The 26807-nt window shown below is 71.2% G+C and carries 29 protein-coding genes and 1 pseudogene; 14 read left to right on the forward strand and 16 right to left on the reverse strand.

Annotated features, from left to right (window positions below; all coding sequences use genetic code 11):
* Positions 1-19 precede the first annotated feature (19 nt).
* Complete coding sequence (eno, locus tag ACFZAU_RS15055) at positions 20-1345, reverse strand: phosphopyruvate hydratase (RefSeq protein WP_500552493.1); 1326 nt, start codon at positions 1343-1345, stop codon at positions 20-22.
* 162 nt (positions 1346-1507) lie between these two features.
* On the opposite strand from eno, the gene ACFZAU_RS15060 reads away from it, so the two are divergent.
* The 4 genes and pseudogenes from ACFZAU_RS15060 to ACFZAU_RS15075 all read left to right on the forward strand — a co-directional run bounded on the left by ACFZAU_RS15060 (position 1508) and on the right by ACFZAU_RS15075 (position 4593).
* Positions 1508-1933 (forward strand): MarR family winged helix-turn-helix transcriptional regulator, encoded by a 426-nt coding sequence (locus tag ACFZAU_RS15060; RefSeq protein ID WP_499605725.1) that lies wholly within the window; start codon positions 1508-1510, stop codon positions 1931-1933.
* Positions 1934-2061: 128 nt separating this feature from the next.
* Positions 2062-2268 (forward strand): annotated as a pseudogene (locus ACFZAU_RS15065) (helix-turn-helix domain-containing protein); the annotation flags it as partial.
* Positions 2269-2463: 195 nt separating this feature from the next.
* A complete protein-coding gene (locus ACFZAU_RS15070) occupies positions 2464-3936 on the forward strand; it encodes a DEAD/DEAH box helicase (RefSeq protein WP_500552494.1) in 1473 nt (490 codons plus the stop codon).
* Positions 3937-4131: 195 nt separating this feature from the next.
* A complete protein-coding gene (locus ACFZAU_RS15075; RefSeq protein ID WP_500552495.1) occupies positions 4132-4593 on the forward strand; it encodes a hypothetical protein in 462 nt (153 codons plus the stop codon).
* 80 nt (positions 4594-4673) lie between these two features.
* Here ACFZAU_RS15075 and ACFZAU_RS15080 read toward each other — a convergent pair whose 3' ends face one another.
* Complete coding sequence (locus tag ACFZAU_RS15080) at positions 4674-5237, reverse strand: hypothetical protein (protein WP_499605723.1); 564 nt, start codon at positions 5235-5237, stop codon at positions 4674-4676.
* 35 nt (positions 5238-5272) lie between these two features.
* Positions 5273-5719, reverse strand: coding sequence for a hypothetical protein (locus ACFZAU_RS15085; protein ID WP_500552496.1), 447 nt, complete (start codon positions 5717-5719; stop codon positions 5273-5275).
* Between the two features lie 349 nt (positions 5720-6068).
* On the opposite strand from ACFZAU_RS15085, the gene ACFZAU_RS15090 reads away from it, so the two are divergent.
* Positions 6069-6662: a hypothetical protein gene (locus ACFZAU_RS15090; protein WP_500552497.1), complete on the forward strand. Its 594-nt coding sequence runs from the start codon at positions 6069-6071 to the stop codon at positions 6660-6662.
* A gap of 191 nt (positions 6663-6853) precedes the next feature.
* Complete coding sequence (locus ACFZAU_RS15095; RefSeq protein ID WP_500552498.1) at positions 6854-7639, forward strand: tetratricopeptide repeat protein; 786 nt, start codon at positions 6854-6856, stop codon at positions 7637-7639.
* A gap of 7 nt (positions 7640-7646) precedes the next feature.
* On the opposite strand, the gene ACFZAU_RS15100 is transcribed toward ACFZAU_RS15095, so the two are convergent.
* Positions 7647-8204, reverse strand: coding sequence for a class F sortase (locus ACFZAU_RS15100; protein ID WP_500552499.1), 558 nt, complete (start codon positions 8202-8204; stop codon positions 7647-7649).
* Between the two features lie 68 nt (positions 8205-8272).
* Entirely contained in the window at positions 8273-8920 is a 648-nt protein-coding gene (locus ACFZAU_RS15105) for a DUF4142 domain-containing protein (RefSeq protein ID WP_500552500.1), read from the reverse strand.
* 472 nt (positions 8921-9392) lie between these two features.
* On the opposite strand from ACFZAU_RS15105, the gene ACFZAU_RS15110 reads away from it, so the two are divergent.
* On the forward strand, positions 9393-9686 hold the full coding sequence (locus tag ACFZAU_RS15110; RefSeq protein WP_500552501.1) for a DEAD/DEAH box helicase family protein: 294 nt from the start codon (positions 9393-9395) through the stop codon (positions 9684-9686).
* Between the two features lie 146 nt (positions 9687-9832).
* Here ACFZAU_RS15110 and ACFZAU_RS15115 read toward each other — a convergent pair whose 3' ends face one another.
* The 3 genes from ACFZAU_RS15115 to ACFZAU_RS15125 all read right to left on the reverse strand — a co-directional run bounded on the left by ACFZAU_RS15115 (position 9833) and on the right by ACFZAU_RS15125 (position 12517).
* Positions 9833-10477 carry a dihydrofolate reductase family protein gene (locus tag ACFZAU_RS15115; protein ID WP_500552638.1) on the reverse strand — a complete coding sequence of 215 codons (645 nt, stop codon included), beginning with the start codon at positions 10475-10477 and terminating at the stop codon, positions 9833-9835.
* A 182-nt stretch (positions 10478-10659) separates the two neighbouring features.
* Complete coding sequence (locus tag ACFZAU_RS15120) at positions 10660-11061, reverse strand: hypothetical protein (protein WP_500552502.1); 402 nt, start codon at positions 11059-11061, stop codon at positions 10660-10662.
* Between the two features lie 166 nt (positions 11062-11227).
* The gene (locus ACFZAU_RS15125) at positions 11228-12517 is read right to left on the reverse strand and encodes a TolB-like translocation protein (protein ID WP_500552503.1); all 1290 of its coding nucleotides are present in this window, start codon (positions 12515-12517) and stop codon (positions 11228-11230) included.
* An 816-nt stretch (positions 12518-13333) separates the two neighbouring features.
* Here ACFZAU_RS15125 and ACFZAU_RS15130 point away from each other — a divergent pair.
* From ACFZAU_RS15130 to ACFZAU_RS15145, 4 genes are all read left to right on the forward strand, one after another.
* Positions 13334-15415 (forward strand): NPCBM/NEW2 domain-containing protein, encoded by a 2082-nt coding sequence (locus ACFZAU_RS15130; RefSeq protein WP_500552504.1) that lies wholly within the window; start codon positions 13334-13336, stop codon positions 15413-15415.
* A gap of 351 nt (positions 15416-15766) precedes the next feature.
* Positions 15767-17056: a tachylectin-related carbohydrate-binding protein gene (locus ACFZAU_RS15135; protein WP_500552505.1), complete on the forward strand. Its 1290-nt coding sequence runs from the start codon at positions 15767-15769 to the stop codon at positions 17054-17056.
* A 182-nt stretch (positions 17057-17238) separates the two neighbouring features.
* Entirely contained in the window at positions 17239-17808 is a 570-nt protein-coding gene (locus tag ACFZAU_RS15140; protein WP_500552506.1) for a helix-turn-helix domain-containing protein, read from the forward strand.
* Between the two features lie 9 nt (positions 17809-17817).
* On the forward strand, positions 17818-18147 hold the full coding sequence (locus tag ACFZAU_RS15145) for a DUF1707 SHOCT-like domain-containing protein (protein ID WP_500552507.1): 330 nt from the start codon (positions 17818-17820) through the stop codon (positions 18145-18147).
* An 81-nt stretch (positions 18148-18228) separates the two neighbouring features.
* Here the strand turns inward: ACFZAU_RS15145 and ACFZAU_RS15150 are convergent, their stop codons facing one another.
* From ACFZAU_RS15150 to ACFZAU_RS15160, 3 genes are all read right to left on the reverse strand, one after another.
* The gene (locus ACFZAU_RS15150) at positions 18229-19440 is read right to left on the reverse strand and encodes an aggregation-promoting factor C-terminal-like domain-containing protein (RefSeq protein WP_500552508.1); all 1212 of its coding nucleotides are present in this window, start codon (positions 19438-19440) and stop codon (positions 18229-18231) included.
* 69 nt (positions 19441-19509) lie between these two features.
* On the reverse strand, positions 19510-19710 hold the full coding sequence (locus tag ACFZAU_RS15155; RefSeq protein WP_500552509.1) for a hypothetical protein: 201 nt from the start codon (positions 19708-19710) through the stop codon (positions 19510-19512).
* Positions 19711-19883: 173 nt separating this feature from the next.
* Positions 19884-20192 (reverse strand): hypothetical protein, encoded by a 309-nt coding sequence (locus ACFZAU_RS15160; protein ID WP_500552510.1) that lies wholly within the window; start codon positions 20190-20192, stop codon positions 19884-19886.
* 162 nt (positions 20193-20354) lie between these two features.
* Here ACFZAU_RS15160 and ACFZAU_RS15165 point away from each other — a divergent pair, with 162 nt between their 5' ends.
* Positions 20355-21356 (forward strand): helix-turn-helix domain-containing protein, encoded by a 1002-nt coding sequence (locus ACFZAU_RS15165; protein ID WP_500552511.1) that lies wholly within the window; start codon positions 20355-20357, stop codon positions 21354-21356.
* Between the two features lie 144 nt (positions 21357-21500).
* On the opposite strand, the gene ACFZAU_RS15170 is transcribed toward ACFZAU_RS15165, so the two are convergent.
* Positions 21501-22352, reverse strand: coding sequence for a D-alanyl-D-alanine carboxypeptidase family protein (locus ACFZAU_RS15170; protein WP_500552512.1), 852 nt, complete (start codon positions 22350-22352; stop codon positions 21501-21503).
* Between the two features lie 353 nt (positions 22353-22705).
* The gene (locus ACFZAU_RS15175) at positions 22706-23314 is read right to left on the reverse strand and encodes a hypothetical protein (RefSeq protein WP_500552513.1); all 609 of its coding nucleotides are present in this window, start codon (positions 23312-23314) and stop codon (positions 22706-22708) included.
* A 157-nt stretch (positions 23315-23471) separates the two neighbouring features.
* Between ACFZAU_RS15175 and ACFZAU_RS15180 the strand changes: the two genes are divergently transcribed.
* Complete coding sequence (locus ACFZAU_RS15180) at positions 23472-23849, forward strand: hypothetical protein (RefSeq protein WP_500552514.1); 378 nt, start codon at positions 23472-23474, stop codon at positions 23847-23849.
* Positions 23850-23869: 20 nt separating this feature from the next.
* Here the strand turns inward: ACFZAU_RS15180 and ACFZAU_RS15185 are convergent, their stop codons facing one another.
* Positions 23870-24589 (reverse strand): sensor domain-containing protein, encoded by a 720-nt coding sequence (locus tag ACFZAU_RS15185; protein ID WP_500552515.1) that lies wholly within the window; start codon positions 24587-24589, stop codon positions 23870-23872.
* Between the two features lie 260 nt (positions 24590-24849).
* Between ACFZAU_RS15185 and ACFZAU_RS15190 the strand changes: the two genes are divergently transcribed.
* Positions 24850-25506 (forward strand): maleylpyruvate isomerase family mycothiol-dependent enzyme, encoded by a 657-nt coding sequence (locus ACFZAU_RS15190; protein ID WP_500552516.1) that lies wholly within the window; start codon positions 24850-24852, stop codon positions 25504-25506.
* A 34-nt stretch (positions 25507-25540) separates the two neighbouring features.
* On the opposite strand, the gene ACFZAU_RS15195 is transcribed toward ACFZAU_RS15190, so the two are convergent.
* A complete protein-coding gene (locus ACFZAU_RS15195) occupies positions 25541-26284 on the reverse strand; it encodes a VOC family protein (protein ID WP_500552517.1) in 744 nt (247 codons plus the stop codon).
* A gap of 47 nt (positions 26285-26331) precedes the next feature.
* Positions 26332-26751 (reverse strand): CoA-binding protein, encoded by a 420-nt coding sequence (locus tag ACFZAU_RS15200; RefSeq protein ID WP_500552518.1) that lies wholly within the window; start codon positions 26749-26751, stop codon positions 26332-26334.
* Positions 26752-26807: the final 56 nt, after the last annotated feature.

A 26807-nucleotide genomic window follows, 5' to 3' on the forward strand; every position in this document is an offset into this window, starting at 1 on the left:
GGGGGGCCGGGGGTGGCCGCTACTCCTGCCCGCCGTTCACGCCCGCCGACAGGGCGGAACGGCCCGCGAAGCGCGCCATGTCGCCCAACTCCTCCTCGATCCGGATCAGTTGGTTGTACTTCGCCGTACGGTCCGAGCGGGAGAGCGAGCCGGTCTTGATCTGACCGCAGCCGGTCGCCACCGCCAGGTCCGCGATGGTGGTGTCCTCCGTCTCGCCCGAGCGGTGCGACATGACGGCCGTCCAGCCCGCCCGGTGGGCCATGTCCACCGCGGCCAGCGCCTCGGTCAGGGTCCCGATCTGGTTGACCTTGATCAGGACCGAGTTGCCGACGCCGGACCGAATGCCCTCCCGCAGCAGCGTCGCATTGGTGCAGAACACGTCGTCGCCGGTGAGCTGACAGCGGTCGCCGACGCGGGCGGTCAGCTCGCGCCAGCCGTCCAGGTCGTTCTCCGCCATCGGGTCCTCGATGGACACGACCGGGTAGCCGTCGATGAGTCGGGCCAGGTAGTCGGCGTGCTCGGCGGGGGTGCGGCGCACCCCCTCGCCCACGTAGTCGTACACGCCGTCGCGGAAGAACTCCGACGACGCCGGGTCCATGACCAGGGCGATGTCCTCGCCGGGGCGGTAGCCGGTGCGCTCGATGGCGGCCGTCACGAAGTCGAGCGCCTCCTCGGCGGTCCGCAGCTCGGGGGCGAAGCCGCCCTCGTCGCCGACGCCCGTGGAATGGCCGGCGGCCAGCAGATCGCGGCGCAGGGTGTGGAAGACCTCGCTGCCCATGCGGACGGCTTCGGCGAAGGTGTCGGCGCCCACCGGCGCGATCATGAACTCCTGGAAGTCCAGCGGGTTGTCGGCGTGGGCGCCCCCGTTGACGATGTTCATCATCGGCAGCGGCAGGAGGCGGGCGCCGGCGCCACCGAGGTAGCGGTAGAGGGGTTCGCGGCGGGCCGCGGCGGCGGCCTTGGCGGCGGCGAGGGAGACGCCGAGGATCGCGTTGGCGCCGAGCCGGGACTTCGTGGCGGTGCCGTCGAGGGCGACCAGCGCCGCGTCGAGTGCCGCCTGGTCCCCGGCGTCCCGGCCGCGCACGGCGGCCGCGATCTCCCCGTTGACGTGGGCCACCGCGCGGTCGACCCCCTTGCCGTGCCAGCGCGAGGGGTCGTCGTCGCGCAGTTCCACGGCCTCCCGGGCGCCGGTGGAGGCGCCCGAGGGGACAGCCGCGCGCCCCAGGGAGCCGTCCGCCAGGACGACGTCGACCTCGACCGTGGGGTTGCCACGGCTGTCGATGATCCGGCGGGCGGTGACGGTTTCGATGACGGCGTTGACGGTTCCGACTGCCGTGGCGGTCATGGGTGGTCCTTCCCGTTGTCGTGTGCCGGGGCCCCGGCTGCGACAACGCTGGCGCTGAGCCCGACGACCAGAACCATACAGCAATGCTGTGCAGTTTGGCTGTACAGCATTGCTGCGCAGGTGCGATGCTCAGCCTTGCTGAGCAACGGGGTAAAGTGCCCTATGCCCACCCCGGAAGCCGCCGCCATCGCCGCCGACCTGCGCACCGCGATGGGCAAGCTCACCCGACGCGTCAAGAACGAGGACCGCATCCCGCTCGGCCAGGTCGCCGTACTCGGAGCACTCGACCGCAACGGCGCCATGACCACCAGCGACCTCGCCGTCGATCAGCGCGTACGCCCCCAGTCGATGGCCCGGGCGGTGGGTCTGCTCATGGAGCAGGACCTGATCACGCGACGGGCGCACCCCACGGACGGCCGCAAGTCGCTGGTCGAGTTGTCGGACGCCGGCCGGACCGCGCTCGAAGCGGAGCGGGGCCGCAGGGCCGGGTGGCTCGCACAGGCCATCGAGGCCGAACTCACGGACGAGGAGCGGGCATTGCTGGCCCAGAGCGCCGCCCTGCTGGAGCGACTCGCCACCCGCCACTAGCCAGTACGGCAACGGGTGGGGGACGGCTTCGTCGCGCCGTGACCCCGCGGAGGGGCGACTTCCCGCCGGGCCTTGAACGGCCCCGCGCATCGCCCTCACGGGGTCAGCCGTGACACCGCTCGCGTGCCACGCTCGACCGGCGCTTCACCGCCGCGACCGCCGAATCGCCGGGCGCGTACCTCACCCGCCGGCGGAGAGACCTCGCCGCCCGGCGCCGGCGTGACACCGGCCACAGCCTCGACGCGGTCGCCGCGTCCGTCGGCTACGCCTTGCGCCGGGCCTTCCGCCGCGTGCGCGGCCGCGGACTCGCCGGGGGAAGGGGAGCGGGCGGGTAAACTCGCCGGGAAGTGCGATCCCGCGGACGTCCGTACCCGGCGTCGGCACGCACGACGCAGCCGGGCCCCGCGCCGTACGGACGGGAGGGCCCGCTGCCGGTCTCCGTCTTGTCTTCGGCTCGTTCCGGTGACTTCCCGGCCGCACCGTCCGCCGGGGACTCCCTCGATGCGTGCCCCGTCGAGGAAGGTTCGCCCATGGACCGTTCGCCCCGCAACGACGACCGCTCCGGTCCGGCCGGCCGTACCCGCGCGCGGGTTCCCGGCAGCTCCGGCGGCAAGGGGCGCCCCGTCGCCCCGCGGGGCGATTTCGCGGCACCCGAGACGGTGACCCCGGCCCTTCCGCCCGTGACGGCGTTCTCGCAGCTCCCCCTCCCGCCGGCCCTGCTGAAGACCCTCACCGACCTCGGTGTCCACGAACCGTTCCCCATCCAGTCCGCCACGCTGCCGGACGCCCTGGCCGGCCGGGACGTGCTCGGCCGGGGACGCACCGGCTCGGGCAAGACCCTGGCCTTCGGCCTGCCGCTGCTCGCGCGTACCGCCGCGGGACGACGTGCCGAACCCAAGCGGCCCCGGGCGCTGGTCCTGGTGCCCACCCGTGAACTGGCGCAGCAGGTCACGGAGGCGCTCGCCCCCTACGCCGGGGCGCTGGACCTGAGGCTCGCCACCGTGGTCGGCGGCCTCTCGATCGGCCGGCAGGTCGCGGCGGTCCGGGCGGGGGCGGAGGTCGTCGTCGCCACGCCGGGGCGCCTGAGCGACCTCGTCGCGCGCCGTGACTGCCACCTGGACCACGTGCGGATCGCGGTCCTGGACGAGGCGGACCAGATGGCCGACCTGGGGTTCCTGCCGCAGGTCACCGAGCTGCTGGACCAGGTGCGCGCGGGCGGCCAGCGGATGCTGTTCTCGGCCACCCTCGACGACAACATCGACCTCCTCGTCCGCCGTTATCTGAGCGATCCGGTGGTCCATTCGGTCGACCCCTCGGCGGCGACCGTGGACGCCATGGAGCACCACGTGCTGTACGTCCACGCCGCCGACAAGTACGCCACCGCCACCGAGATCGCCGCCCGCGAGGGCCGGGTGATCATGTTCCTGGACACCAAGCACGCGGTCGACCGGTTCACCCGGCACTTGGAGGCCTCGGGAGTTCCGGCGGCGGGCCTACACAGTGGCAAGTCGCAGCCGCAGCGCACCCGGGCGCTCGCCCGGTTCAGGACCGGAGCGGTGACGACCCTGGTGGCGACCGACGTCGCCGCCCGCGGAATCCACGTCGACGACCTGGACCTCGTGGTCAACGTCGATCCCCCCGGCGACTCCAAGGACTACCTCCACCGTGGCGGACGGACCGCGCGGGCCGGCCGGTCCGGCACGGTGGTGACCCTCGTGACCACCGGCCAGCGCAGCGACGTGGCCAAGCTCATGTCGGACGCGGGCATCCGGCCCACGATCACCCAGGTGCGTTCGGGCGAGGCGGCGCTGAGCCGGATCACCGGGGCCCAGGCCCCCTCGGGCGTCCCTGTCGACGGAGCGCCGGCCGCCGGCGCGCCGGCCCGCGGTGGTGCCCCGTTCCGCGGCTTGGGCACCCGTCCCGGGCGCGAGTCGCGCAAGCAGGCCGAGGCCCGCCAGATGGCCGCGGCCCGCGAGGCCGCTCGCGTCCGCCGCTCCAACTGAGCCCCCGGACCGCGCCGCGCGCCGCCTATCCGAGGGGAAGCGCGCGGGTGCGGGCCCTCGCGGGGGAACGGGGAAGGCACCGTGGATCGTGGTGCGCTCGGCCCCGTACTTCCCGCGAGGGGGCGCCCCGGCATTGACGTGGCAGGTTCCTGTCAGAAGAATCGGCGCGTCGAAACGACACCACAGGGGGAGAATTTGATCAAGAACAAGCTCCGCATCGCGGCCGTCGCCCTCCTCATGCTGGGGGCGAACGCCCTCACCCTGGCGGGCCCGGTCTCCACCGCCCACGCCGGTGCGTTCGGAACGGTGGAGAACAGGCTGCCGTCGAACTACACCGTCAAGACCGCCCGTTTCCTGAGTGAGGGCGCCAGCAGGTGCAACCTGTGGAACCCCAGCGGCGGTAACGACGGCAGCGCCAATGTCGTCCGGGCCACCTGGAACTGCAACACCCGGTGGCTGCCGTCGGGCAAGTCCAGCGACAGTGAGTTCGGCTGGCTCTACGACGCGGACGGCGTCATGGTCGAATCGAACTACATCTACCAGGACGGCAGTTGGGCGCAGTCCCCCACGGCCTTCATGTGGACACGCTTCCACGACTACGACCGGGTCATCTGCGCGCTCAACTCCAACGGGCAGCCCCACTGCTACACCGCATAGCCGCGAACGCCCCGGTCGAGCCGGCCGGCGAGGGACGGGGGGACGGGCCGAGAACGGCGCCCGTCCCCCGGTCCATGCGTTCACCGCTGTTGCGCGACGTCCTTGACCGAGGTCGGGCCCAACTGCTTCGCGCTGGCGTACTCCGGCATCGTCATGGGCTTGTCGAAGAGGAAGAACGACTGGTTCGTACCGACCGTGAACTCCATGTACGCGTTGGTCGTGGCGTCGAACCCGTAGTAGGCGTTGCAGGTGGAGCCGGTCGTGTACGTGCCGTCCATGCCGGGCTGCGCCAGGACCGCGAGCCCTTCGGAGGAGGACTCCACCCTCTCCGTCGGGGTGAGCATCTTGCAGCGCGGCACCGGCAGCCCCTTCATGACGAAGTAGCCGTACTCGCCGTTGGCGTTCTGGATGTAGACGTAGGAGAGCTTGCCGCGCTTCCCCCACGTCGTGATCCACTGGTTGATCGCCTCACGCGTCGGCGAGTACTCCATGCGGCCCGCCGGCTGCTGGGCCACGAGGCGGTCGTAGTTGTCCTGCTTGGCCTTGTTCTCCTTGTCCTGGCTGGACTCGGTGCAGGACGCCAGAACGAGGCCCAGGACGAGCGCGACAACGGCCGCCAGGGACATGCGTGCGAACTTCTTCATGCGGGGCTGTCCTCTTCTCCGGAACGTGGCGGGGATCAGTTGGCGCACGTCGTGTGCTCGGCGGTGACGTCAAGCCGGTACGGCAGGTCCTTGTCGTGGAACGGCGCGCGGTGCTCCTGGGCGGCCTTGGAGTTGTAGGTGTTGACCGACTCGATCCGCGTGGCTTTCAGCGCGGTGATCGACTGGTCGATCTGCGCGGTACGGACCTCCGAAGCCGTCTTGCGTTCCTCCTGCAGCGCCTGGATCGTCCCCTCGGCGTTCTGCGCGGCCGTGCACAGGTCGAAGAACTCCTCGTACGTCGTCTGCCGGAACTCGCCGGAGGCGACGGTGTTCTCGCGCTCCTCCACCTCACCGCGGAACGGGGCGGTGATCCACGCCGCCTTGCCGAAGGCGAATGCCCCGATCACATACAGCACCGCCAGGAAGACCACCCCGACAACCGCCCAGGTCCCTATCCGTGCCCCCTCACGTACCTCGCCCATCGCCCTCTCCCTTCACACGTGGATCCGCCGCACGGACCACATGTGAAGGAGGACACGGCGCCCGATGAAACGGTTCCCCCTTGACGCCCGCGTCCGGAACGGGCGGAACGTCCGTGGCGGTCAACGGTGTTGTGACACCCGTTGCGCGGGTGTGCCGCCCGTCGTCCCGTCAAGCGCCCTCCGGCCGGGCCGGTTTGGGGCGGGTCGGCTGCACAGCGGGCCGGAATCTGCCATAGGGTTCGGCGCGGACCGGCTCGCTCGATCAGTTGCGATACAGAGCAGTTCAGTTCACGTCAGATCAGGTCACCGTCAGGCAGTCGTGCGACAGGCACGTGCAGGGGAGCACAGCGTGAGTCTCATCAAGAAGGCATTCGAAGTCATCGAGAAGGGCTTTGACGCGGGCGGCGACGCCATCCACGACTTCACCGTCAACCGTCGCACGGCCGAGCTCTTCCTGAAGCTGGGTGTCGCGGTCTACGCCGAGCAGCGCCTGGGTGGCTCGCACGAGCCGGTGGAGAGGATGTTCGAGGCCCTGGAGGGCCACGTCGCCGAGAACGGCGAGGTGGAACTCGACCACCTCAAGGAGGCCCGCGAGGTCCTGGGCGAGGCGTTCGTCGCCAAGCACACCGCGGAGATCGAGGCCGAGGAAGCCGCCGAGGCGAAGGCCGCGGAGGAGGCCGTGGCCGCCGCGGCCGCCGCTGCGGCTGCGGCCGCCGCCGTGACGCCCGCCGCGCCCGTGGCGGCGCCGGTGGCTCCGGTGGCCCCCGCGCCCGTGGCGGCGCCCGCGGCTCCCGCAGTGCCGCCGGTTCCCGCGCAGGCCCCCGCGGCCCCGGTCGAGGCCGCCGCCCCTGCCGCTCCCGTCGAGCAGGCCGTCGCCCCCGCCGCCCCGGCGGAGGCCCCCGCGCCCGCCACGGCTCCGGCGGAGACCACCCCCGCCGGCTGACCCACCCGCGAAGGCCCGGCGGCGTCACTCGACGTGCCGGGCCTTCGGCGTTCACAGGATGCTTCCGCCATCAGTACGCGCGGGGCCCTGGGCCCCACGGGCCGAGCGAACCCGTAAGTTCTCGGCGCGTGGAGTTGATACCGAGGAACAGCGAAATCCCCCGTGCGCAGGCGACAGCCTTGCGGGGTCTCATGGAACGGTTCGCGGCCGGCGAGTACGAAGAGGTCGAGGCCCGAGCACGGGCTGTCGTCGAACGGCGCCGGCGCATCTGGGCCCGAAGGCCCGAGCCGGTGTGGCTGGCAAGGACGATCGCCCTCACGGCCGCGGTGCAGCATGGGCGCCGGGAGCACGTGCTGCCCGAGATACTGGCGCTGCAAGCGGAGCTGCAGCAGACCAGCGGCACTTATCGCACCGTCCTGTTGGTCGTGCGGGTCAATCACGCGGTACTCCTCCTCGGCGAAGAGCAGCACGCAGAGGCGGAGTCCGAGGCTGCCGGCGTCCTCAGTGAGGTGACCCATCTGGCGCATCACACCCAGGTGGCGGACATCGAGCTGTCCGCTCTGGCGTGTCTGGCAGAAGCCTTGTGCGGACAGGGCCGGTACGCGGAGGCGGAAGCGGTCGCGCGCGGCAATCTGCCCCGCGCGACGGGGAACAGAGCCGCCTCCTTGAGGTCTCTCCTGATCCGCAGCCTCAACGGGCAGGGCCGGCACGAAGAGGCCCTCACCGAGTCCCGACAGCCGACGCCGCCCGCGTCGCGCGCCGGCAGCGGGCAGGCGGCCATGGCCCTCGCCGGGGCCCTGCACGGTCTGGGTCGCAGTGACGAAGCCGAGACGGTCGCCCGGAAGGCGGTGAACGAGTGCGAGCAGTACCTTCATCCCAGCCATCCCCGCATCCGCGAGGCGCGCGAAGCGCTGGCCCGCATCATCGCGGGGGACCCTCCGCGTGACACCCCGGACGAGGGCGCCGGATCCTCGTAGGGCCCGGTCAGGCACGCGAGTGGTGCGTATCCGGGGTGGCGTACACGACGAGCGTGCTGTCGTACCCGCCCTTGGCCCGGTTGTAGGCCCCGGTGCAGGTGACCAGCGCCAGGCGGGGCGGGCCGTCGCGCGTGAAGAGCGCGGCGGGCAGACCTCCCTGCGCATAGGTGCGCCGGGCCACGACGACGTAGTGATAGACGTGGCCGCCGGCGGTGGTCACGTCGATGCCGGCTCCCGGTTCGAGCGTGAGGAGAGCCGCGAAGGCACCGATTCCTTCCCGCCGGGTGTCCACGTGCCCGGCGATCAGTGTCGTGCCCCCGGCAGAACCCGTCGCCGCGCCCAGGGCCCACCAGCCGCCGACACGCCCGGACTTGGGAAGTTTCAGCACGCCGTTCAACGCCGCCGCCACGGGCACCACGGTGGCGTCGAAGCCCGCAGGTCCGCGGATCGCGACCGGAGGCGAGGGGGTGAAGCCGTCGGTTGCGGCAGCTTTCGGCGATTGCGGCAGGCTGCCCACGTCACCGGCAGGAGCGGGTCCCCCGAGCAGGGCCCAGCCCGTCATCATGGCCGCCGCACCCGCAGCAGTCCCCAGGGCGGCCAGTGCAGTGGCAGCGCGGGGCGCAGGGGATGGTGTCAACGGTTGGTGGCGCTCCGGCGCCGCAGCCGTACGAGCCATCCGGCGCTGAGGCCGGCCAGCAGCGCACCGCCGGCGAGACCGACGAGCGCAGGGGTGCCGAGGGAGGCGTCGCGGGCCGCGGCAACCTGCCCGCCGTTGCCGGCGTGGATGGTGCCCGCCTCCATGCCCGCGTGGCAGGTGCCGCCCTCCACCATCTTCAGGTGCATCGCCACGACCGGCCGGGCCGCCTGAGCTGCGGCCACGACCTCGGCGTTGGCACCGGATTTCACTTCCTGGTCGATCAGCGCGAGTGTCTTGACGTGGCCGGCCTCCCCCATCTTCAGCCACGCGGCGTCGTACGCCGACGAGCCCGCCTTCGCCTGTACGGAGGCCAGCTCCTGCTTCTGCATGGCGCTGGGGCCGGCGGGCAGTGCGATGCCGAGTTTCCCGGCGAGGGCCTTCAGGTCCGCGTCGAGCTTGGTGTGGTCTCGGACGAGTACTTCGCCGACCTCCTTCACACAAGCTGTCGTCGCGTGTGCCTGTGCGTCCTGCCCGGCTGCGATCTCCGCGAGGTTGCCCTGGTGGGCGGCCTTCACGAAAGCGGTGTCCTGGTCGCCGACCGACGCGGCCGAGGCCTGCGGGGCCGCCATCACGCTGATCGCCACCGCGAGAGCGGCTGCCGGAACCCTGCCCAGACGTATCACTGCGTACTCCCTTCGCCCTCAGTACGGAGCCCTGAGGGAACATGGAAAGCGAAGGCCGTGCAGCCTTCGCCTAACCATTGATCGCATAGGACATCTGGGGCCGCATGGGGGCGGCTCCAAGTTCACTGCCTTGGCCGCGCCCGGCTTGAATCCTTCGTCCATGGTCATCGGACGACGGCTCTTCGCCAGGTGGGAGGGCAACTTCTGTTGCATCGCGGCCGCCGATCGGGTGACCGCCCTGGACCCGCCACCGCCGGCGCCGCTCGGGGCACCGGGTTCCGACGCTGGGCCTGCCCGGATGCATCGGCTCGCCCCAGGGCGTCACCCATCGTGCGGGACGATTTGTCCGCCGGCTGGTGCCCGCTCAGCCCATCCGGCGGCCGCGGGACCGCAGGAACCGAGGAACCGCAGGAACCGCAGGAGAGGTTCGCTCATGCCAGGAACGCAGCTCCGGGAACACCAGGTGGACGCGACCGCGCGCATCCGCGCGTGGGTGGGCTTCCCGGAACGGTCGGCCGTGCCCGCCGAGGGGGCACGGGCCACGCTGGTGTCCGCGACCGGCTCCGGGAAGACCATCACGGCCGCCGCGGCCGCCCTCGACCTGCGCGGAGGCGTCCCGCACCGTCGCGCCGCCTCGCCCTCTCCGCTTCCGTACCGGCACGGCCGGCCCTCTCTCTGTGAGGGGACCGGCCGCGCCGCCGTCAGCAACCCGGGGCCCGCGGGGTGATGACGCCCGCGGTCACGGTCAGCGCTTTCCGTCGGAACGCTTGCGCCGGCCATCCGGTTTTGGCGCCGGCTGGGCGTCGGCGCTGCGCCGATGGACCGGCTCGGCCGCGCGAGGGACGTCCGCCGGGGCGGACGCCCCCCGTCGTGTCACCTGCGCCAGAACAGGTGGTGCCGCACGCCGCTCGCGCTGGGCACGACCTCCAGGTGGAAGCGGTCCAGCAGTTCGTCGGGCGACTCCCACAGCCGCAGCCCGGACCCGAGCTCCACGGGCGCGACCGCCACGTGCAGGGTGTCGACGAGGCCGGCGTCCAGGAACTGCCGGACGGTGGTGACCCCGCCGCCGAGCCGGACGTCCTTGCCCTGCGCCGCTTCGCGCGCCCGTTCCAGAACCGTGGCCGGATCGCCGTCGACGAAGTGGAACGTGGTGTCGGAGAGCGTGAACGAAGGACGCGTGTGGTGGGTCATGACGAACACCGGCGTGCGGAACGGCGGCTCCGCTCCCCACCAGCCACGCCACTCGTGGTCCTGCCAGGCCCCCCGTTGCGGCCCGAACTTGTTGCGGCCCATGATCTCGGCCCCGATATTGCGGGCGAAGTCCCGTGTGAAGTAGTCGTCCAGACCCCGGCTCCCGCCGGGATCGGTGCGCATCGGCCAGCTCGCCGTCGCGCCGGCCCAGCCGAACAGCCGCTCGGGACGGTCACAGCCGAACGGCCTGTCCAGGCTCTGCTCCTCGCCGGCTCCGATGCCGTCACTCGAGACGTTGAAGTTCATCACTCTCAGCAGTTGTTGCACGTGCTTCCCCATCGGGTCCTGTCGCGTCGTCGTACGGCGGAGCGCCGCACACCATCACGTCGAACACGACCTGCCCGGATCGACAGCCGCCCGCCACCCATTTCCGTGACGTCCCCGCGGCGCCGTCCGCGGAGCCGCAGGGAACTCCGGACCGCGCCGGCACGTGGCAGTCCCGGTCGTCCTCAGTCACCCACGACAGGTTTCGAGCCGATGGACGCGCAGGCCGCCTCGTCCGTCGGGAAGCCGTCCGCCGGATAGACGACGGGCGCGCCGAACCGCGCACGCCCGTCGGATCCGGAGGACACACCGCGATCGGTCTGCGCGTTCGGCAGGTAGCACGCCGCGAACCGGGCCGGCTGCGGCGTGCCCTGCCACATCTGCAGCCAGGTGGCCGCGCAGGTACGCGTGGCGTCCTGTACGTCGAAGTCCTTCGTGACCTCGACGGGCGGTTCGCTGAGGTCTGCCCCGGCGGTCAACGTGTGAGCGCACATGGCCCTGTTCCCGTCCTCTGCCTGCGCTCCGGACGTCACGACGGCTGCCGTGGTGATGCCGGCGCACAGTGCGGCCGTGATGCCGGCCACCACGAACAGCCGTCGCCGTCGCACAGGCCGGCCGGGGCGCTTGCTCATGTTGACTCCCGTGGAGCGAAGTAGGGTGCCGATCCGTGCCGATGAGGCTGAGTGCGTGGTCTGCGTCCCGACGCAGGAGCACATTTCTATCGCATCCGCGATCACGACGGACCGGGGTCGGTCAGCCGGCACCGTCGTACGAGCCTCTTGCCTGCTCGCTGTCCGCTTGGTTGATGGCCGCTCGGAGCCGGAGCCATGTGGGATCCTGTGCCGAGGCGGTGTCCACCGCGGCCAGGTCGTCCGCGTTCCAGGTCCGGTCTCCGTCGGTGAGGACGAGGTGCTCGTCCAGGTCGCCGCCGTCGGGAACGTCGCAGGTGGCCTCGAGGAACTCCGCGACGGCCGACGCAGCAGTGTCGTGTGCGGCAAGGGTGTTCCCGGGGCCGGACCGCACGGACAGGAGGACGAGTTCGCCGTCGGCCCGCGCCAGGACGAGTTCTCCCGCCGCCGTGGCGGCGAGCGCGGACACCGGTGATCCGGCCACGTCGTCGTGCTCGACCGCGCTCAGGGTCTCGACGTCGACCTCGACCAGGGCCCCGGTGGGGGTCCCGACCCAGAGCACGCCGGGCCGGGCTGCGAACGCGATGTTCTGCCGCGACCAGGCGCGCTTCTGATCGAGCCATTCCTGCGGACAGGGATGATCGGGGCGCGGCTCGCCGAGGGTCGTCGCGAGGACGCGTTGCAGCGAGGGGAACGCGAACACCTCGAGCGTGTTCCCGTAGGCGTTGCCGCGGATCGCGAAATGCCGGCCGTCCGCGCTGAACAGCGGTGCCCCGTAACCGTCGACGTCCAGGATCAGGGCCCGCCGCAGCCGACGCATGGCACCGGACCCGGCCTCGGAATGGACCCGTGCGAACAGGACGTACGTCGCGCCTTGGTCGCTGGCCAGCGTGGACACGAGTGAGCCGCCCGGGTGGTGTTCCACGCCGGTGTCCCATCGCGGGCCCGAGCCGACGGTCCCCGATGCCATGTCGATGACGTCCGAGCTCTCCCAGGCGTCGTCCGCGCCGCTTGACGACGGCGAAGCCCACAGAGTGCCGCCGTCCGGGCTGAATGCCACCCTGCGGTAGGCGGCCGCCGGGGGAACGCCGTTCACCGGGGAAAGCCCGGCAGGCGTCCACTCCACCACGCCGCACTCCCTGCCCGCCACCACGAGCCGCGGCTCGTCCTGATGCCAGGCCAGTGCGGGCGTCCGCTTGATGCGTTCCCAGCCTCGGGTGTCCCCGTAGCGCTCGGACTCGGCGACGACAGAGCCGACTTCGCGCAATCGGCCCCCTTCGCAGCTCCATACGTGGACCGCCGGACGCTCCTCGTCCAGGCCGGCCACCAGTGGCAGGCGCGGGTGGCACACCAGGCGCTCGACAGGGCATCCGCCGTCGACGCGCGCACGCGCCACGACCTCGAGATCAGTCACGCCCCGACCGTAGCCGCGGGTGCCGACACTACACCTGGGCGGACGGCCTGAAGGTCACGGTGACCGAGGCGCGGATCTTCACCGACTTCACGGACGAAGAGGGTCCGGCCGACCCGAGGAGCCATCAGTTCCGGGCGAAGCTGCGGTTCACCAACGACGGCGACACGGCGGCCGACCTGGGCGAGGTCTCCACGCTCGTCATGAGCGCAAGGAACAGGCGGCCATCGCCACACCTGGCACGTTCCGCAACGGGGCCGCGCCTCTCGCGGGCAGCCTCGCGCCCGGGGCGACCGCGACGAAGACCGACGACGCGGTGATCGACCGGAAGCACGGCCGGAAGATCCTCGTCGTCGTGCGACGTGCCGGCAGCATCGCGGCACCGGAGTTCATCGGCAGCATCCGCGGGTAGGACCGCAGGCCGGCGGCGGTGCCATGTGGCCCATCGGACGCCGGGCGCAGACCGCCCTCGCGGGGCCTTTGTTCACCCGGCGCTCAGGGCCGGTACCTGCTCCGTGGAGGCTGCTCGGACGCGGGACGGATCCCGCGTAGCCGCTCATGTGTCATGTCGGGGGCCAAAGCGCGCGGTTCGTGACAGACGGCATCGAGGCAGCCCGCTCAACCCGAGGAGTAACTCTTAATTTAGGAATTATTATTGACACCGGCCCTCAACCGCTCCAGGATCCTGCCAACAAGATCGCAGGCATCTGGCCACGGACCCGTCCTGGAACCGGCCGCCGCCCCTCCCCGGGGGCAGCACCGGACCCACGACCGGGACGGGTCCGCGTGCCTGCGCGATCGGACAGCGAAGGATCCGATGTGAAAAGACGTCTCACCGCTCTCCTCGCCCTCGCGACCGGCCTGCTGGCCGTCCAGGCGCCCGCCCAGGCGGCCCCGGCGACCGCCACCGCCGGCGTGAAGGCACCGGCAGCTGCCGAGGTGCTGAGCCCGACTCCGTACATGGGCTGGAACACCTACTACGCGTTCGGTGGCGACCCGACCGACGCCGAGATCAGGTCGACGGCCGACTTCCTGGTCAGCAGTGGCCTGCGCGACGCCGGCTACGAGTACGTGTGGATCGACGGCAACTGGGCGGCGCCCACCCCGCGCAGCGCGGCCGGCGACCTGACGCCCAACCCCGCCCAGTTCCCGGACGGGCTGCAGCCGCTCGTCGACTACATCCACTCCAAGGGCCTGAAGGCCGGCATCTACACCGACGCCGGCCCGTACATCCCGGGCAAGTGCGGGCTGGGCAGCGGGGGTCACTACCAGCGTGATGCCGACCAGTTCGCGGCGTGGAAGTTCGACGCGGTCAAGGTGGACTACCTCTGCGGGATCGCGGCGGACCTCGACCCGAAGACCGTCTACACCGAGTTCGCGCAGGCGCTGCGGAACAACGCCGCCAAGCGCCCCATGATCTTCAACCTCTGCAACCCGGTGACCTCCCCGGACTGGGGCAACTACCCGGAGGAGCAGCAGTCGACGTACTCCTGGTCCTACGCGCCGAAGATCGCGCAGTCCTGGCGGACGTACACCGACGTGGGCTTCGTCGACGAGATCAAGTTCAAGGACGTGCTGCGCAACTACGACGCGAACGCGCGGCACCCCGAGGCCGCGGGCCCCGGGCACTTCAACGACCCTGACTACCTCGGTCCCGAACACGGGATGTCCGACGAGGAGTTCCGTACCCAGATGACGCTCTGGTCGGTGGCGGCCGCCCCGCTGATCATCGGCAGCGACGTCACCAAGCTGGGCAAGACCTCGATCAGCACTCTCTCCGACCCCGACGTACTCGCGATCAACCAGGACCCCGCCGTCGTCCAGGCCGTGCGTGTCGGCCCCGCCGGCACCACGGAGACCTGGGTGAAGCGGCTGGCCAACGGTGACCGCGCCGTGGTCCTGCTGAACCGGGGCGACAGCCCGGCGACCCTCACCACGAAGGCGTCGTCGGTCGGGCTCACCGGCAACCGGTTCACCCTGAAGAACGCCTGGACGAACCAGGTCACCGAGAGCGCCGGCACCATCAGTGCCGCCGTCCCGGCCCACGGCGCGGCCCTGATCCGGGTCGGCCGGGCCACCGGCAAGCTCGGCCTTCCGCACGTCGTCGCCGGTCTGCCGCAGGTCACGCAGGTCGGTTCGGACGCGGTGCCGGCCGGAAGCGCTCCCCTGGTCGCCGGTGGCGACCAGGCCCGGGTCGAGGTCACCGTCCGCAACGACGGCACGCAGCCGGTCCTGACCCCGCGTGTCGAGCTGACCGTGCCCACCGGGTGGACCGCCCGTCCGGTCGGCAAGGCGCCGTTGCTGCTGGCCACCAACCACTCCGCGACCCTCGCCTTCACGGTCACCCTGCCGGGGACGGCGGCGCCGGGCAGCGCCACGCTGACCGCCGCGACGTCGTACGAGGTGGTCGGTAAGGGACGGCAGCGGCAGGACACATCCACCGCGCTGGTCGTCGCACCGGCGGCTCCGCACGGTGACGTCGCCCTCTCGCACCACCAGTGGATCAGCGCCACCAGCGGCTGGATGAGCCCCACGGTCGACCTGAGCGTCGGCGGCTGGTCCCCGATCAGCATGCTCAGCAAGGTCTACCCGACCGGCGTCGGGGTCGCCTCGCCCTCCACCATCCGCTACTACCTCGGCGACCAGTGCAGCCGGCTCACCACGACCGTCGGCATCGACGACGCGGTGCGCAACGTCGGCCCGGAAGGCGGCACCTCGACCTTCCAGGTGATCGGTGACGGCAAGGTGCTGTTCGACAGCGGTGTGCTGAACCGCGACGACGTCCGCGACGCCGACGTCGACCTGACCGGCGTCCGGGTGCTCGACCTCGTGGTCGGCGACGCCGGCGACGGCGGCTACAACGACCGCGCGAACTGGGCGGGTCTGAACGCCACCTGCTGATGCCCCACCGGCCGCACCCGGGTCTCCCCGCCCGGGTGCGGCCACACCACGACAGCCGCACGACGCCGTGTCGCGACTCCCGCGCCACGGCGTCGTGTCGTCGTACCCCGACCACGGCCGAGCACACGGTGCGGGCGGGCGCCCGGAGGCTCGAAAGGGCCGTCAGGACGCAACAGGCCAAGGACCCTTGCGTCCATCCGGCTCCTCTTCCCACCCGCGTGACCTGCGACGAGAGTGGTTCCTGCCACCGGGCGTCACACCCCCGACATCCCTCACAGCTGCACCTGCAGGGCAGCTGTCCGGGCCAGGGGTGTGCCGTCACCGCCCGAACCACCCACCGCAGGAGAAGTCATGAAGCTGAGCCATGCCGTCCGCCGTACCGCCGCCGCCGTGGTCGCCGTCAGCGCGATGTCCTTCGGCCTGGTCGCCACCACCGCCGGAACCGCGGCCGCCGCCGCGTCGTGCACCGGTGACGTGTCGATGTACGGCACGCTGTCCGACGGCCGTCTGACGTACACGCAGATCGAGCCGAACACCGGCGACCGCGTCAAGACGCTCATCGGCCCGAACCTCGGCTTCACGCCCAAGACGATGGCGGCCCTCAACTTCAACACGGTCCTGGTCACCTCGACCGCCGGCGACCTCTACCGGGTCGACGTGCAGACGAACAACACATCCCTCACGCTCGCGGGCGTCGTCAAGATCTGGGACGGCGGCTGGACCTTCGACAAGCTGGTCTACGACGGCGCCGGTCACCTCTACGGGACCGTCGAAGGCCAGCTCCACCAGTACCTGGTGTCGCAGGCCAAGCCCTCGGGGTCGGCCCACATAGGCCAGCACGTCGTGATCGACACCGGCTTCGTCCTCAAGACGCTCGCCGCCGCGGGCGACGACCGGATCGTCGCCTCGACCGCGGACGGTCGGCTGCTCAGCTACAAGATCAACGGCGTGAACGACTGGGACAGTTCCGTCCTGAAGTCGAGCGGCTGGTCGGCCGTGGACTCGCTCTCCTCCCCCGGCGGGGGCCTCTACTACGGCCGGACCAACGGCGGCATGTACTGGTACCACGACGTGGACCCCACCGACGGTGACGGCAGCGACATCGCCTACCACTCCGACGACCCGGTGGACGCGTCCGGCTGGACCGAGAGCCTGCTGTCGGCCTACGCCAACAACTGCGCCTACGTGGCGCCGGCCCCGCCGAAGTCCGTGCAGGGCGGCACCATCTACCGCAACGAGGTCATCGCCCGGGCCAAGGACTGGTACAACCGCAACATCCAGTACAGCCAGAGCGCCTACGCCACGGACGTCGACGGCGACCACACGTACCGCACCGACTGCTCCGGCTTCGTCTCCATGACCTGGCACCTCACCAGCTCGCTGACGACCGAGACCCTGCCCAACGTCAGCACGCAGATCAGCAAGGCGGACCTCAGGCCCGGTGACGCCCTGAACGACTTCTCCGACCACGCCGTCCTCTTCGCGGGCTGGAAGAACCAGGACGAGGGCACCTTCTACTACTACGCCGAGGGCAGCACCTCCACGGACATGAACTACTCCACCGCCAACGTCTACAGCGGCAACATCGGCGGCCACCCGGCCTCGAACTACGTCGCCCTGCGCTACAAGAAGATCGCCTGACGCCCCACCCCCATACGTTCGCGAAGGCCCCGCCGAGGATCGGCGGGGCCTTCGCCACGTCCTCGACCTGGAAGAAGATTTCCTGCCCGATCGGCATCGTCAGCGCCAACCGGTCGTACGCCACGCGCGGTTGTAAATTTGTCCAACCAGTGAAGAATGATGCAGTGAAGGAGGGGGGCTCGATGAGCTCACAGGACTCCGGCCCATCGAGCCGGCGGTGGCACGGTGTACACAAGGCGCTCGCCGATCCGCTGCGCATCCGGCTCCTGGAGGCGCTGTGGGAGACACCGCTGTCCGCACGCGAACTCGCCGTACACGTCGGCCTTCCGGCCGACCGGATCTACTACCACCTCAACCAGCTCGAACGGGCCGGGCTCATCGAGATCGCCGAGTACCGCCCGCTGGCCCGCGGCAAGGTCGAGCGGGTCTACACCCCCGCGGTCGCGGAACCACCCGGCGACGCCGCGGGGCCGGAGGAGATGGCCGAGTTCCTCGGCTCGATGCTGGAGGCCACACGGGCCGACATCAACGCCGCCCACCGGTCCCGGCAGGCCGGTGCCCGCCGGGAGGTCGACCTGCACCGTGGCGCACTGCGACTGACCGACGAGGGCCTGGCGGAACTCCGCGCCCACATCGGGCGACTCGCCGCCCGCTTCGGGGACCGCGACGCCCCCGGGGTGTGGACGCGTGTCGTCGTCGCGGTCGTCGACCTGCAGGACCGCCCGTCCCCGGATGCCGCCACCCCCGACTGAGAGGCCGCCATGCACGACAGCGAGGAACACAGCACCGGCCCTGCCCTTCGCGCTTCGGACGCCGAACGCGACCGGGCCCAGGCGCAACTGCAACACCACTACGCGATCGGCCGGCTGACCCTCCCCGAACTCGACGAACGCGTTGGCGCGGCCTGTCAGGCGGGCACCCGCGCGCAGCTCGACGCCCTCTTGCACGACCTGCCCCGCGAGCCGGAACAGCCCCCGGCACACACCCCCATGGTCGATTCCCGACTGCTGATCGTCCTGCTGTGCGTCTCGCCCCCTGCGGCGCTCGTCTACTGGCTCATGTGCCGAAGCGCGGCCGGTCGGAGGGGCTGACGGCCCGGTCACCCGACCCACGCCGAAAGGGCGGCGCCCCCTCGGTTCGAGGGGGCGCCGCCCATGGCACGTCCGGTGGCGTCAGTACCAGTTGTTCGCCTGCCAGAAGCTCCACGCGCCGCACGGGGAGCCGTAGCGGCCGTCGATGTAGCTCAGACCCCACTTGATCTGGGTCAGGGGGTTGTCCCTCCAGTCGTCGCCCGCGACGTCCATCTTGGTCCCGGGCAGCGCCTGCGGGATGCCGTAGGCACCGGAGGAGGGGTTCGTCGCGTTCCAGCGCCAGCCGCTCTCGTGGTCCCAGAGCGTCTCCAGGCAGGCCCACTGCGCGGAGGTGGCCCAGGCGGCGTCCTTGGTGTTCATCATCTGCCGGCCCGCGGCCTTGACCTCGGCGATGTCGTTGCGGTCGACCGTCTGCGTGCTGGTGGTGCAGGTATAGGTGCCGGGCTGGGCGGACAGCAGGCTCTGCGTCCAGCCGCCGGTGTTGACCGGGTCGTCGAGGTGGTACGAGATGTCGGAGCCGGAACCGTCGGTCGGGTCGGCGTCCTTGTACCAGTACATCGCACCGGTGGACAGGCGGCCGAAGTACAGGCCGGCGCCGGGCGAGACGAGCTGGTTGAAGCCGGACCAGCCGGAGGACTTGAGGGTGTTGCTCTTCCACGAGCCCGCACCCGTGACGGAGTAGTCGAGCAGCCGTCCGTCCGTGGTGGTGGCGCCGAGGCGGTCGTCGCCGGTGGCGGTGAGCGTCTTCAGGACGAATCCGGTGTCGATCTCGGTGCGCACGCCGATGTGCTGCGGGCCCGCGGGCTTGTCCTCGGTGACGTTGTAGCGCAGCAGCAGGCCGGAGGCGGTGGTGCCGTAGAGGTGGCCGTGACCGTCGTAGGTGAGCTTGTCGTGGGTCCAGCCGCTGTCGGCGATCCTCACCGGTGCGTTCAGCAGTGCGAGGCTGGTGTTGTTGGTCTTGATGTCGACGCGGTACAGCGCGCCGGAGGTCGACGTCACCAGGATCGTGTTGAAGTTGAGGGTCGCCATGGCCTTCGGCTCGAAGCCGAGGTCGGGCCCGACGAGGACCTTGGCGAGGTCACCGGTGGCCGGGTTGATCTGGCTGTACGTCACTCGGCCGTCGGCGAGCACGCCGTAGATGCTGACCCCGCCCGAGCAGGTGGTGGCCGCTTCGGCGCTCGGCGCGGTCACGGTGAGGAGTGCGGTGCCGAGGGCTCCGGCCGTCAGCAGGCCCGCGATGCGCCGGCTGTTCCTGCGGGTGGTGTCGCGGATGGTCGTGCGGATGGTCTTCACTTCTGGAGTCCCCCGAGGTGGTGGTGGCGGGTCAGGCGGTGTCGGTCGGCGGTGCCGGCGGCGGACGGCCTACTGCCAGCCGGCGTCCTGCGGGGTGACCTGCCAGCCCGCGTCGGCCGGGATGACCTGCCAGCCGGCGTCTGCAACGAGGACGGAGGAGGACGGAACCGCGTCCGCCGCGGAGCCTGGTGCGACCAGCGGGGCGGCCAGAGCCGCGGTGACGACGAGGGAGGAGACCGCGGCGACCTTGGCGATTCGGTTGCGAAGCATGCCTGTTTCCGTTCCTTCCGGAGGTGGGTTGCGGTGCCGGGCCCGGTTCCTCGCGTCCCGCGGTGACGCTCGGCCCGGCCGGTGAGCAATAGGTTCGTCGCAGCTCAGGCCCGTGAGAAGGGTTCAGGGATGGACGGAAAGGGCCTTGGACCGATGCGTCCACCCGGGCCGGTTCAGTCCACCGCCTGGGGCACGAAGGCCAGCGGCACCAGTGGCACCCCCACGCCGGTCAGCCGCGCCGCGGCCAGCTCCGCCACGTCGCGCAGCAGCCGGCGGCAGACGCGCAGGGCCCGTTCCTCCGCCTCGTCGAGACCGGCGGCCAGCACGTAGAAGCCGAGCGTGAGTTCGCCGGCGGACGTCGGGTGCACGGCAACGTGCTCGACGCCGTCGCCAGGGATGATCGCCGACCGCACCAACGCCCTCACGTCCTGCGGCAGTGCCTCGTCGGAGGGCAGTTCGAGGTGCGCGTGGACCAGGTACATGCGCTCCAGAGTCTCAACCGAAGCCGTGCACAAGTCCCCTTGTGCACTGGACCGTTGGGGCCGTGGCCGGTTCCGTCCTGACTCTGTGACGATCGCCCGCCCCTCTGCGAAGATCCCCGTCGGACAGGGGATGCTGTGTGCAGGAAACCAGGGGGGAAGCGGATGCTGACAGTTCTCGGACTCGACTCCGTCGCGGAGAAGGTCTACCGCGCCATGCTCAGAGAACCGGCCGCCGGGGTCGCGGCCCTCGCCCGCAGCGTGGGGCTCTCAGGGGAGGAGGTGGGCGACGCCCTCGACACGCTGAGCGAGCTGGCGCTGGTGCGCCCCGCCGCCGGGGACGTGGGCCGCCTCCGGGCCGTCTCACCGGACGTCGGCATGGAGATACTGATGGGCCGGCAACAGGCACAGCTGGCGGCGCAGCAGCAACGCCTCGAAGCCTCGCGCGCCGCCGCGGCCCAGCTCATCTCCGAGTACGCCGAGCTCCGTCCGGCCACCAGCCATCCCGGGGTCGAGCAACTGGTGGGCCTGGACCACATACGCGACCGGCTGACGGTGCTCACCCGCGAAGTGCGCGAGGAGTTCTTGACGTTCGCCCCGGGCGGCCCGCAGACCGCGGAGAACATGGCCGCTTCGCGGCCGCTCAACCAGGACCTGCTCGACCGCGGGGTTCGCATGCGCACGATCTACCTCGACAGCGTCCGCGCCCACCGACCGACCGTCGAGCACGCCACCTGGCTGGCCGGACTGGGCGGTCGTATCCGCACGGCCCCGTCCCTGCCGACCCGGATGATCATCATGGACCGCCTGACCGCCATGATCCCGGTGAGCAGCGACGACACCGCCGCGGGTGCCGTCCTGCTGACCGGCCAGGGCACGCTCACCGCGCTGTGCGCCCTCTTCGAGACCACCTGGGAGGCGGCCCAGCCGCTGGGCGAGAGCGTCCCCACGCACCCGAACGGGCTCACCGGTCAGCAGGCGACCGCCGTGCGGCTCCTGGCGGAGGGCCACACCGACGAGGCGATCGCCAAGCGGCTCGGGGTGTCGCACCGTACGGCCCGGCGGATCGCCTCCGAGCTGATGGACCGCCTGGACGCACGCAGTCGTTTCGAGGCCGGCGTGCGCGCCGTGCAGCGGGGCTGGCTCCCGACCGCTTCCGAAGGCTGACGAGGAGCCGGGTCACGGGACGGCCGGGGCCCGTAGCGGCTGCCCGCGGCCCGGGTGCCCCGTACCGAACCGCGGTGGTCAACGGCGAAGGGCCTGCCCCCGACCGTGCGGTCGCGGGCAGGCCCTCCGTCATGACGGACGCGCCTACTTCTTGAAGCTGTAGTTCATCAGCTTCGTGGCGTCACTGGTGCGGCTGGTCGCCGAGGAGGAGGCGAGAACGGCACCGATGACCGTCTTGCCGTTCCGGGTCGCGGCGAACACCAGGCAGTACTTGGCGAGCGAACCGGAGCCGGTCTTGACCCCGATCGTTCCCGAGTAGCTGCCCAGCAGCGTGTTGGTGTTGGTCCACGACATGGTGCGGTAGCCACCGCTCTTCGTGGTCACCTTCTGCTTCGTCGACTTCGTCTTCACGACGCTGCGGAAGGTGGAGTACTTCATCGCGCTGCTCGCGAGCTTGGTCAGGTCCCGGGGCGTCGAGTAGTTCGACCCGTTGCTGATGCCGTCGAACGAGTCGAAGTGGGTGTTCTTCAGACCCAGGCTCTTGGCCGTCGAGTTCATCTTGCCGATGAAGGACTTGACGCGAGCGGCCCGCGTGGAGCCGGTGCCGAACTTGTCGGCGAGGGCGTACGCCGCGTCGCAGCCGGACGGGAGCATCAACCCGTACAGCAGCTGGCGGACGGTCACCTTGTCGCCGACGATCAGGCGTGCCGAGGAGGCGCCCTTGGAGACGATGTAGTCGCTGTACGCCTTCTGGATCGTGACCTTGGCGTCGAGATTCAGATGCGGCTGGGCGAGCACGACACGGGCGGTCATGATCTTGGTGGTGGAGCCCGTGGGACGACGGGTGTCGGCGGCCTTCGTGAAGAGGGTCTTGCCGGTCCCGTTGTTCATCACGTAGCCGCCCTTGGCGGCGATCGTGGGCACGGCCAGGGTGGCTGCCTGGGCCGGGACGGTGAGCGCCCCCGCGGACACCACCGCTCCCGCGGTGATGGACACCGCTACCACACGAGTTGTGATTTTTATGCCGGTTTTCAAAATGTATACCCTAAATGTCGCTATGGGTTGACGGCACGAAGATGCCGCCAGCCCCTAGGACATCCGGCAGGGGCAAAAAGATGTACCTCCCGCCGACAAATCTCGGGAATTCTTCGGCTCCGCCGCGCGGCCGAGGAGGGCGTGCGCCGGCGAGCCGGGAGCCGCCCGCCCGGGCGCGTGGATACGGTGCGGCCGGCTTCGATCCGGCACGTTGCCGAACACATCACCCAACCGCGGCGGGCGCCGGACGCAGGGAGAAGCCATGCGCCGTCAGCCGCGCGGTGCGTATCCCGTCCACGTACCGCCTGAGCCGCTCACGGCTGGGCGACGAGCCCGGCAACCACGCATGCCACGGCCGACAGAGCGAGCAGATCACCCACCGGGGTCCAGGTGAACCGGCGGACCAGCGCGGCAGAGGACGGCTCGTGCTGCTTGCTTCCGGGCCGGCGCGTATGCGCCGTCATCGCGTCCACGCACACCGCCGAGAAGTCGTACAGCACATCCCAGAGCGACCTGTCGAACCAGAAGTCGACCTCCTCGCCCGCATGCGTCTCCAGGACCAGCCCGCCGCGCCAGGAGTCGCGGTGCAGACGACGCACAGCGCCCGCGGGAATGACCACATTGCGGAAGACGTAGTAGCGGACGATCTCGCCCGGACGGAGCACGACACGGATCAAGGAGCAGCGCCAGCAGTACGCCGCACAGGCCAAGGGCAGTGCGGCGACGAAAAGCCTTTCCTCCTGGCCGGTGGACAGCACAACCACCGCCGCGGCGACCGCGCAGACGGCGAACACGCGCAGCAGCACCACCCGCAGCCAGCGCCGCAACACCAGCCTGCCGCGCCTGTCCGGCCGGTAGGACCGCAGCCGCCGCACCCACGGCGTCGCCGGCCCGTACCACGCGTTCTCCCCCGCCTGCCCCAACCCCGAAGATATGCGCCGACCCTACGTCGCGGCCTGACCGGCGACATTGCCTGCTCCCGGCAGTCAATCACCCCGCTCGCCGCACCGAGGAACGGGCCCGCCCCCGGGCGTCGTCCGGCCGCACCTCGGTGGCCCCGGGCGTGAGATCGTCGGGCATGTGAGTGAGTCCTGGGTGATCGATGACGGCAGCGCCGCCCCCGTGTCGTCCGGGGCGGTGCTGGAGATCCTGCGGGCGAGGGTCGGCAGAGGACTGCTCGAGACGTGGCTGACCGGTTCGTCCGGACGATCCCTGGCCTTCGTGACGAACACCGAGCGGGCCATGGTGATGCTGCTCCGCGACGAGGACGATCCCGGCGAGCATGCGGTGGATCCGGGAGCGGACGGATCGAGCGACGGGTTCGTTCTCTCCGGCGGGCAGCACGACACCTACCGGGACCAGGACACCGTGCCCGTGGACGAGGCCTTCAGGCTGGTGGAGCACATCGTCCGCACGGGGTCGTGGCCCGCGGACGGGCACTGGGTCGTCGACCGCTGACGGCCTCGGTGCCGCTGGTGTCAGCGCAGTTTCCCGAGCTGCGTGGCGATGACGTTCGCGGGCAGCTGGGGATCGTCGCCGGGGAAGCCGTGCACCATGAACCAGGCGATGACGGATCCCTTGCGCACGACGAGGTGGCGGAAGGGGGCACGGGTCACGCCCTCGTCCCCGTCGATCTTCTGCGTGATGGTGTACTCGACGGCCTCGTCACCCAGGTGCGGGTCCGGCAGCAGCCGGGGGTGCTCGAAGTGCTCCTCCATGACCTGGAGCGGCATGGCGAACGACCGGCAGCGGGCGAGCGCCGCCCTCAGGTCGGCCACCGCCTTGTGCGCGTCGCCCGCAGCGTAGGCGACCAGGGCCACCTCGACGTAGTCCCCGTGGCCCGACACGAGGGCGTCGGTACGTGCGTACTGCCGGTAGGCGCTGGCCTGCTGGGTGTTGTCGTAGCCGGGCTGGCACTGCTCCGGTTCGACCCGGGGCATGTCACCCGTGAACAGACGCACCGGCACCCGGGCGTCCTCACCGCGGCCCGCCAGCGTCTGGATCGTGTAACCCGGCACGTCCTCGCGGTGAAGCGCAAAGGATTCGGCCTCGCGCTGACTCACCAGACGGGAACCGCCGCCGCCCGCCTTCCCGTCGCCGGCTGCCGGCTTCACGGCGGCGCCGTCGTCGCCGGCGCTCCCGCATCCCGTCAACGCGCCCAGCGCCACAGCCGCGCAGAGCGCCGGCACCGCACGCATGACCCAACTTCTCGACTTCGGCATTCCCACCCCTGATACGGATCCGACGAGGTCATTGAACACCGCTCCCGCATGCCGGCCGCCACCGGATTTCCGCGGGTGGGAGCGGCGGGGTCGGGGCTCGGAGGATTCGTGGGCCAGGGGCGATGAGTTCGCTGCCGGGCGGGAGTCTTCCCCTGTGCACGCCCTCGTGCCGGACGCCGGTCCGGGACGGGCCGCGTGCAGGTGGAGCAGCACCCCGGGACAGGAGACCTTCCGTGATGACCGATACAGCAGAGCGCGGCAACGGCAGCGGGGTCTGGCCGCTGATCCGCGCGGAGCGGGCGGCGCTGGCGGCCGACCTCGGGGATCTGACCGACGAACGCTGGGCGACGCCGTCGCTGTGCGCGGGTCTGACGGTGCGAGAGGTGCTGGCGCACCTCACGGCGTCCGCGAGCCTCAACGCCGTGCGCTGGATGGCGGGGGTGATCCGGTGCAGGTTCGACTTCGACAAGCAGGTGGCCGTGCGGCTGGCGGAGCAGTTGGGCGCGTCCCCGGCGGAGACCCTCGAGCGGTTCCGGCGCGTCGTGCCCAGCACCACGAAGCCGCCCTTGCCCGCCGTCGCCATGCTGGGCGAGACGGTCGTGCACGGGCAGGACATCCGGCGCCCACTGGGTGCCCGTCACGAGCACCCGATCGAGGTCCTCACGCGGGTGGCCGAGTACTTCCCGGGGTCGGACCTCGTGGTGCTCGGCAAGGGACGCGTCCGCGGCCTGAGGCTCGTCGCGGACGACGGCCCCTTCACGACCGGTTCCGGGCCGCTCGTGTCCGGCTCCACCCTCGCGCTGATCATGGCCACCACGGGGCGCGCGGCCTACTGCGAGGAACTCGAAGGCGAGGGTGTGGAACTCCTCCGCAGCCGCTGCGCGACAGGGTGACCCAGGGGTCCCGGCACCCCGGGCGGCTCCGGTGTCAGGACGCGGCGAGGACGCAGAACTCGTGGCCCTCCGGGTCGGTCAGGCACGTCCACGGGACGTCGCCCTGGCCGAGGTCGAGGTCGGTGGCGCCGAGGGTCCGCAGCCGGGCCACCTCCGCCTCCTTGTCGTCACCGGGGTACGGCAGCAGGTCGAGGTGGACGCGGTCCGGGGCGGTCTTCACGCCGGGCGTGCGGACGAACTCCAGGTACGGGCCGGCGCCCTCGGCGGAGCGGAACACCGCGTGATCGCCGGTCACCTCGTACGGGGTCCAGTCCGTCGCCTCGCCCCAGAACCGGGCCATCGCGCGCGGATCGGCGCAGTCGACGACGACGCGGGCGACCGGGCCCGTGTCCCGGTACGCCTCCCGGGGCTCCAGCACGCAGAACTCGTTGCCCTCGGGGTCGGCGAGGACCGTCCACGGGACGTCGTCCCCCTGGCCCACGTGGGCGGGTGTGGCGCCGAGAGCCCGCAGGCGCGCGACCAGTTCCGCCTGATGTGCCGCGGAGGTGGTGGCGAGGTCGAGGTGCAGCCGGTTCTTCGTCACCGCCCCGGGTTCCGGGACGGGGACGACGTCGATGACGACGGCCACCGGGTCCGGCCAGACGAGGTCACGGCCGGGTCCAACGTAGGTGGTTGCACCGGGGCTGTGGGCGCTCCAGCCGAGTGCCTCCGCCCAGAACCGGCCGACCGCCGTGCTGTCGAGTGCCTTGATGTTCACCTGCACGGGACGCAGTGCCATGCCGGCGATCGTACGCACCCCGTCACCGGGCGGGGGCGCCCGGCGGGTCAGCCCAGGCCCAGCCGGGGGATCTCCCGTCCCGGGGAGCGGTCCATCACCATCAGCAGGCCGGCTTCGCGCGTCCTGTCGTAGGCGGCCTCGTCGATGACGCCCACCTGGAACCAGACCGCCTTGGCGCCGATCTCCACGGCCCGGTCGGCGACCTCTCCGGCCAGGGCGGAGTTGACGAACACGTCGACCACGTCCACCGCGAAGGGGATCTCCGTGAGGGACGCGTAGCCCTGCTCACCGTGCACGGTCTCGGCCTTGGGGTGGACGGGCACCACCTTCTTGCCGAGCCGCTGCAGCTTCTCGGCCACGCGGTACGCGGCCCGTTCGGGGTTGTCGGACAGGCCCACCACGGCCCAGGTGTCGCCGGCGTCGGTCAGTATCCGCCGGATCGTCTCGTCGTCGCCGTAGGTCGTCATGCCCGGCACCCCCGTGCGCACACGGGTTCCGCACCGGTCAGGAGGTCCGGGTTCTG

Origin of the sequence: Streptomyces sp. NPDC008238 (genome assembly GCF_042956445.1) — a bacterium.
Classification (GTDB): Bacteria; Actinomycetota; Actinomycetes; order Streptomycetales; family Streptomycetaceae; genus Actinacidiphila.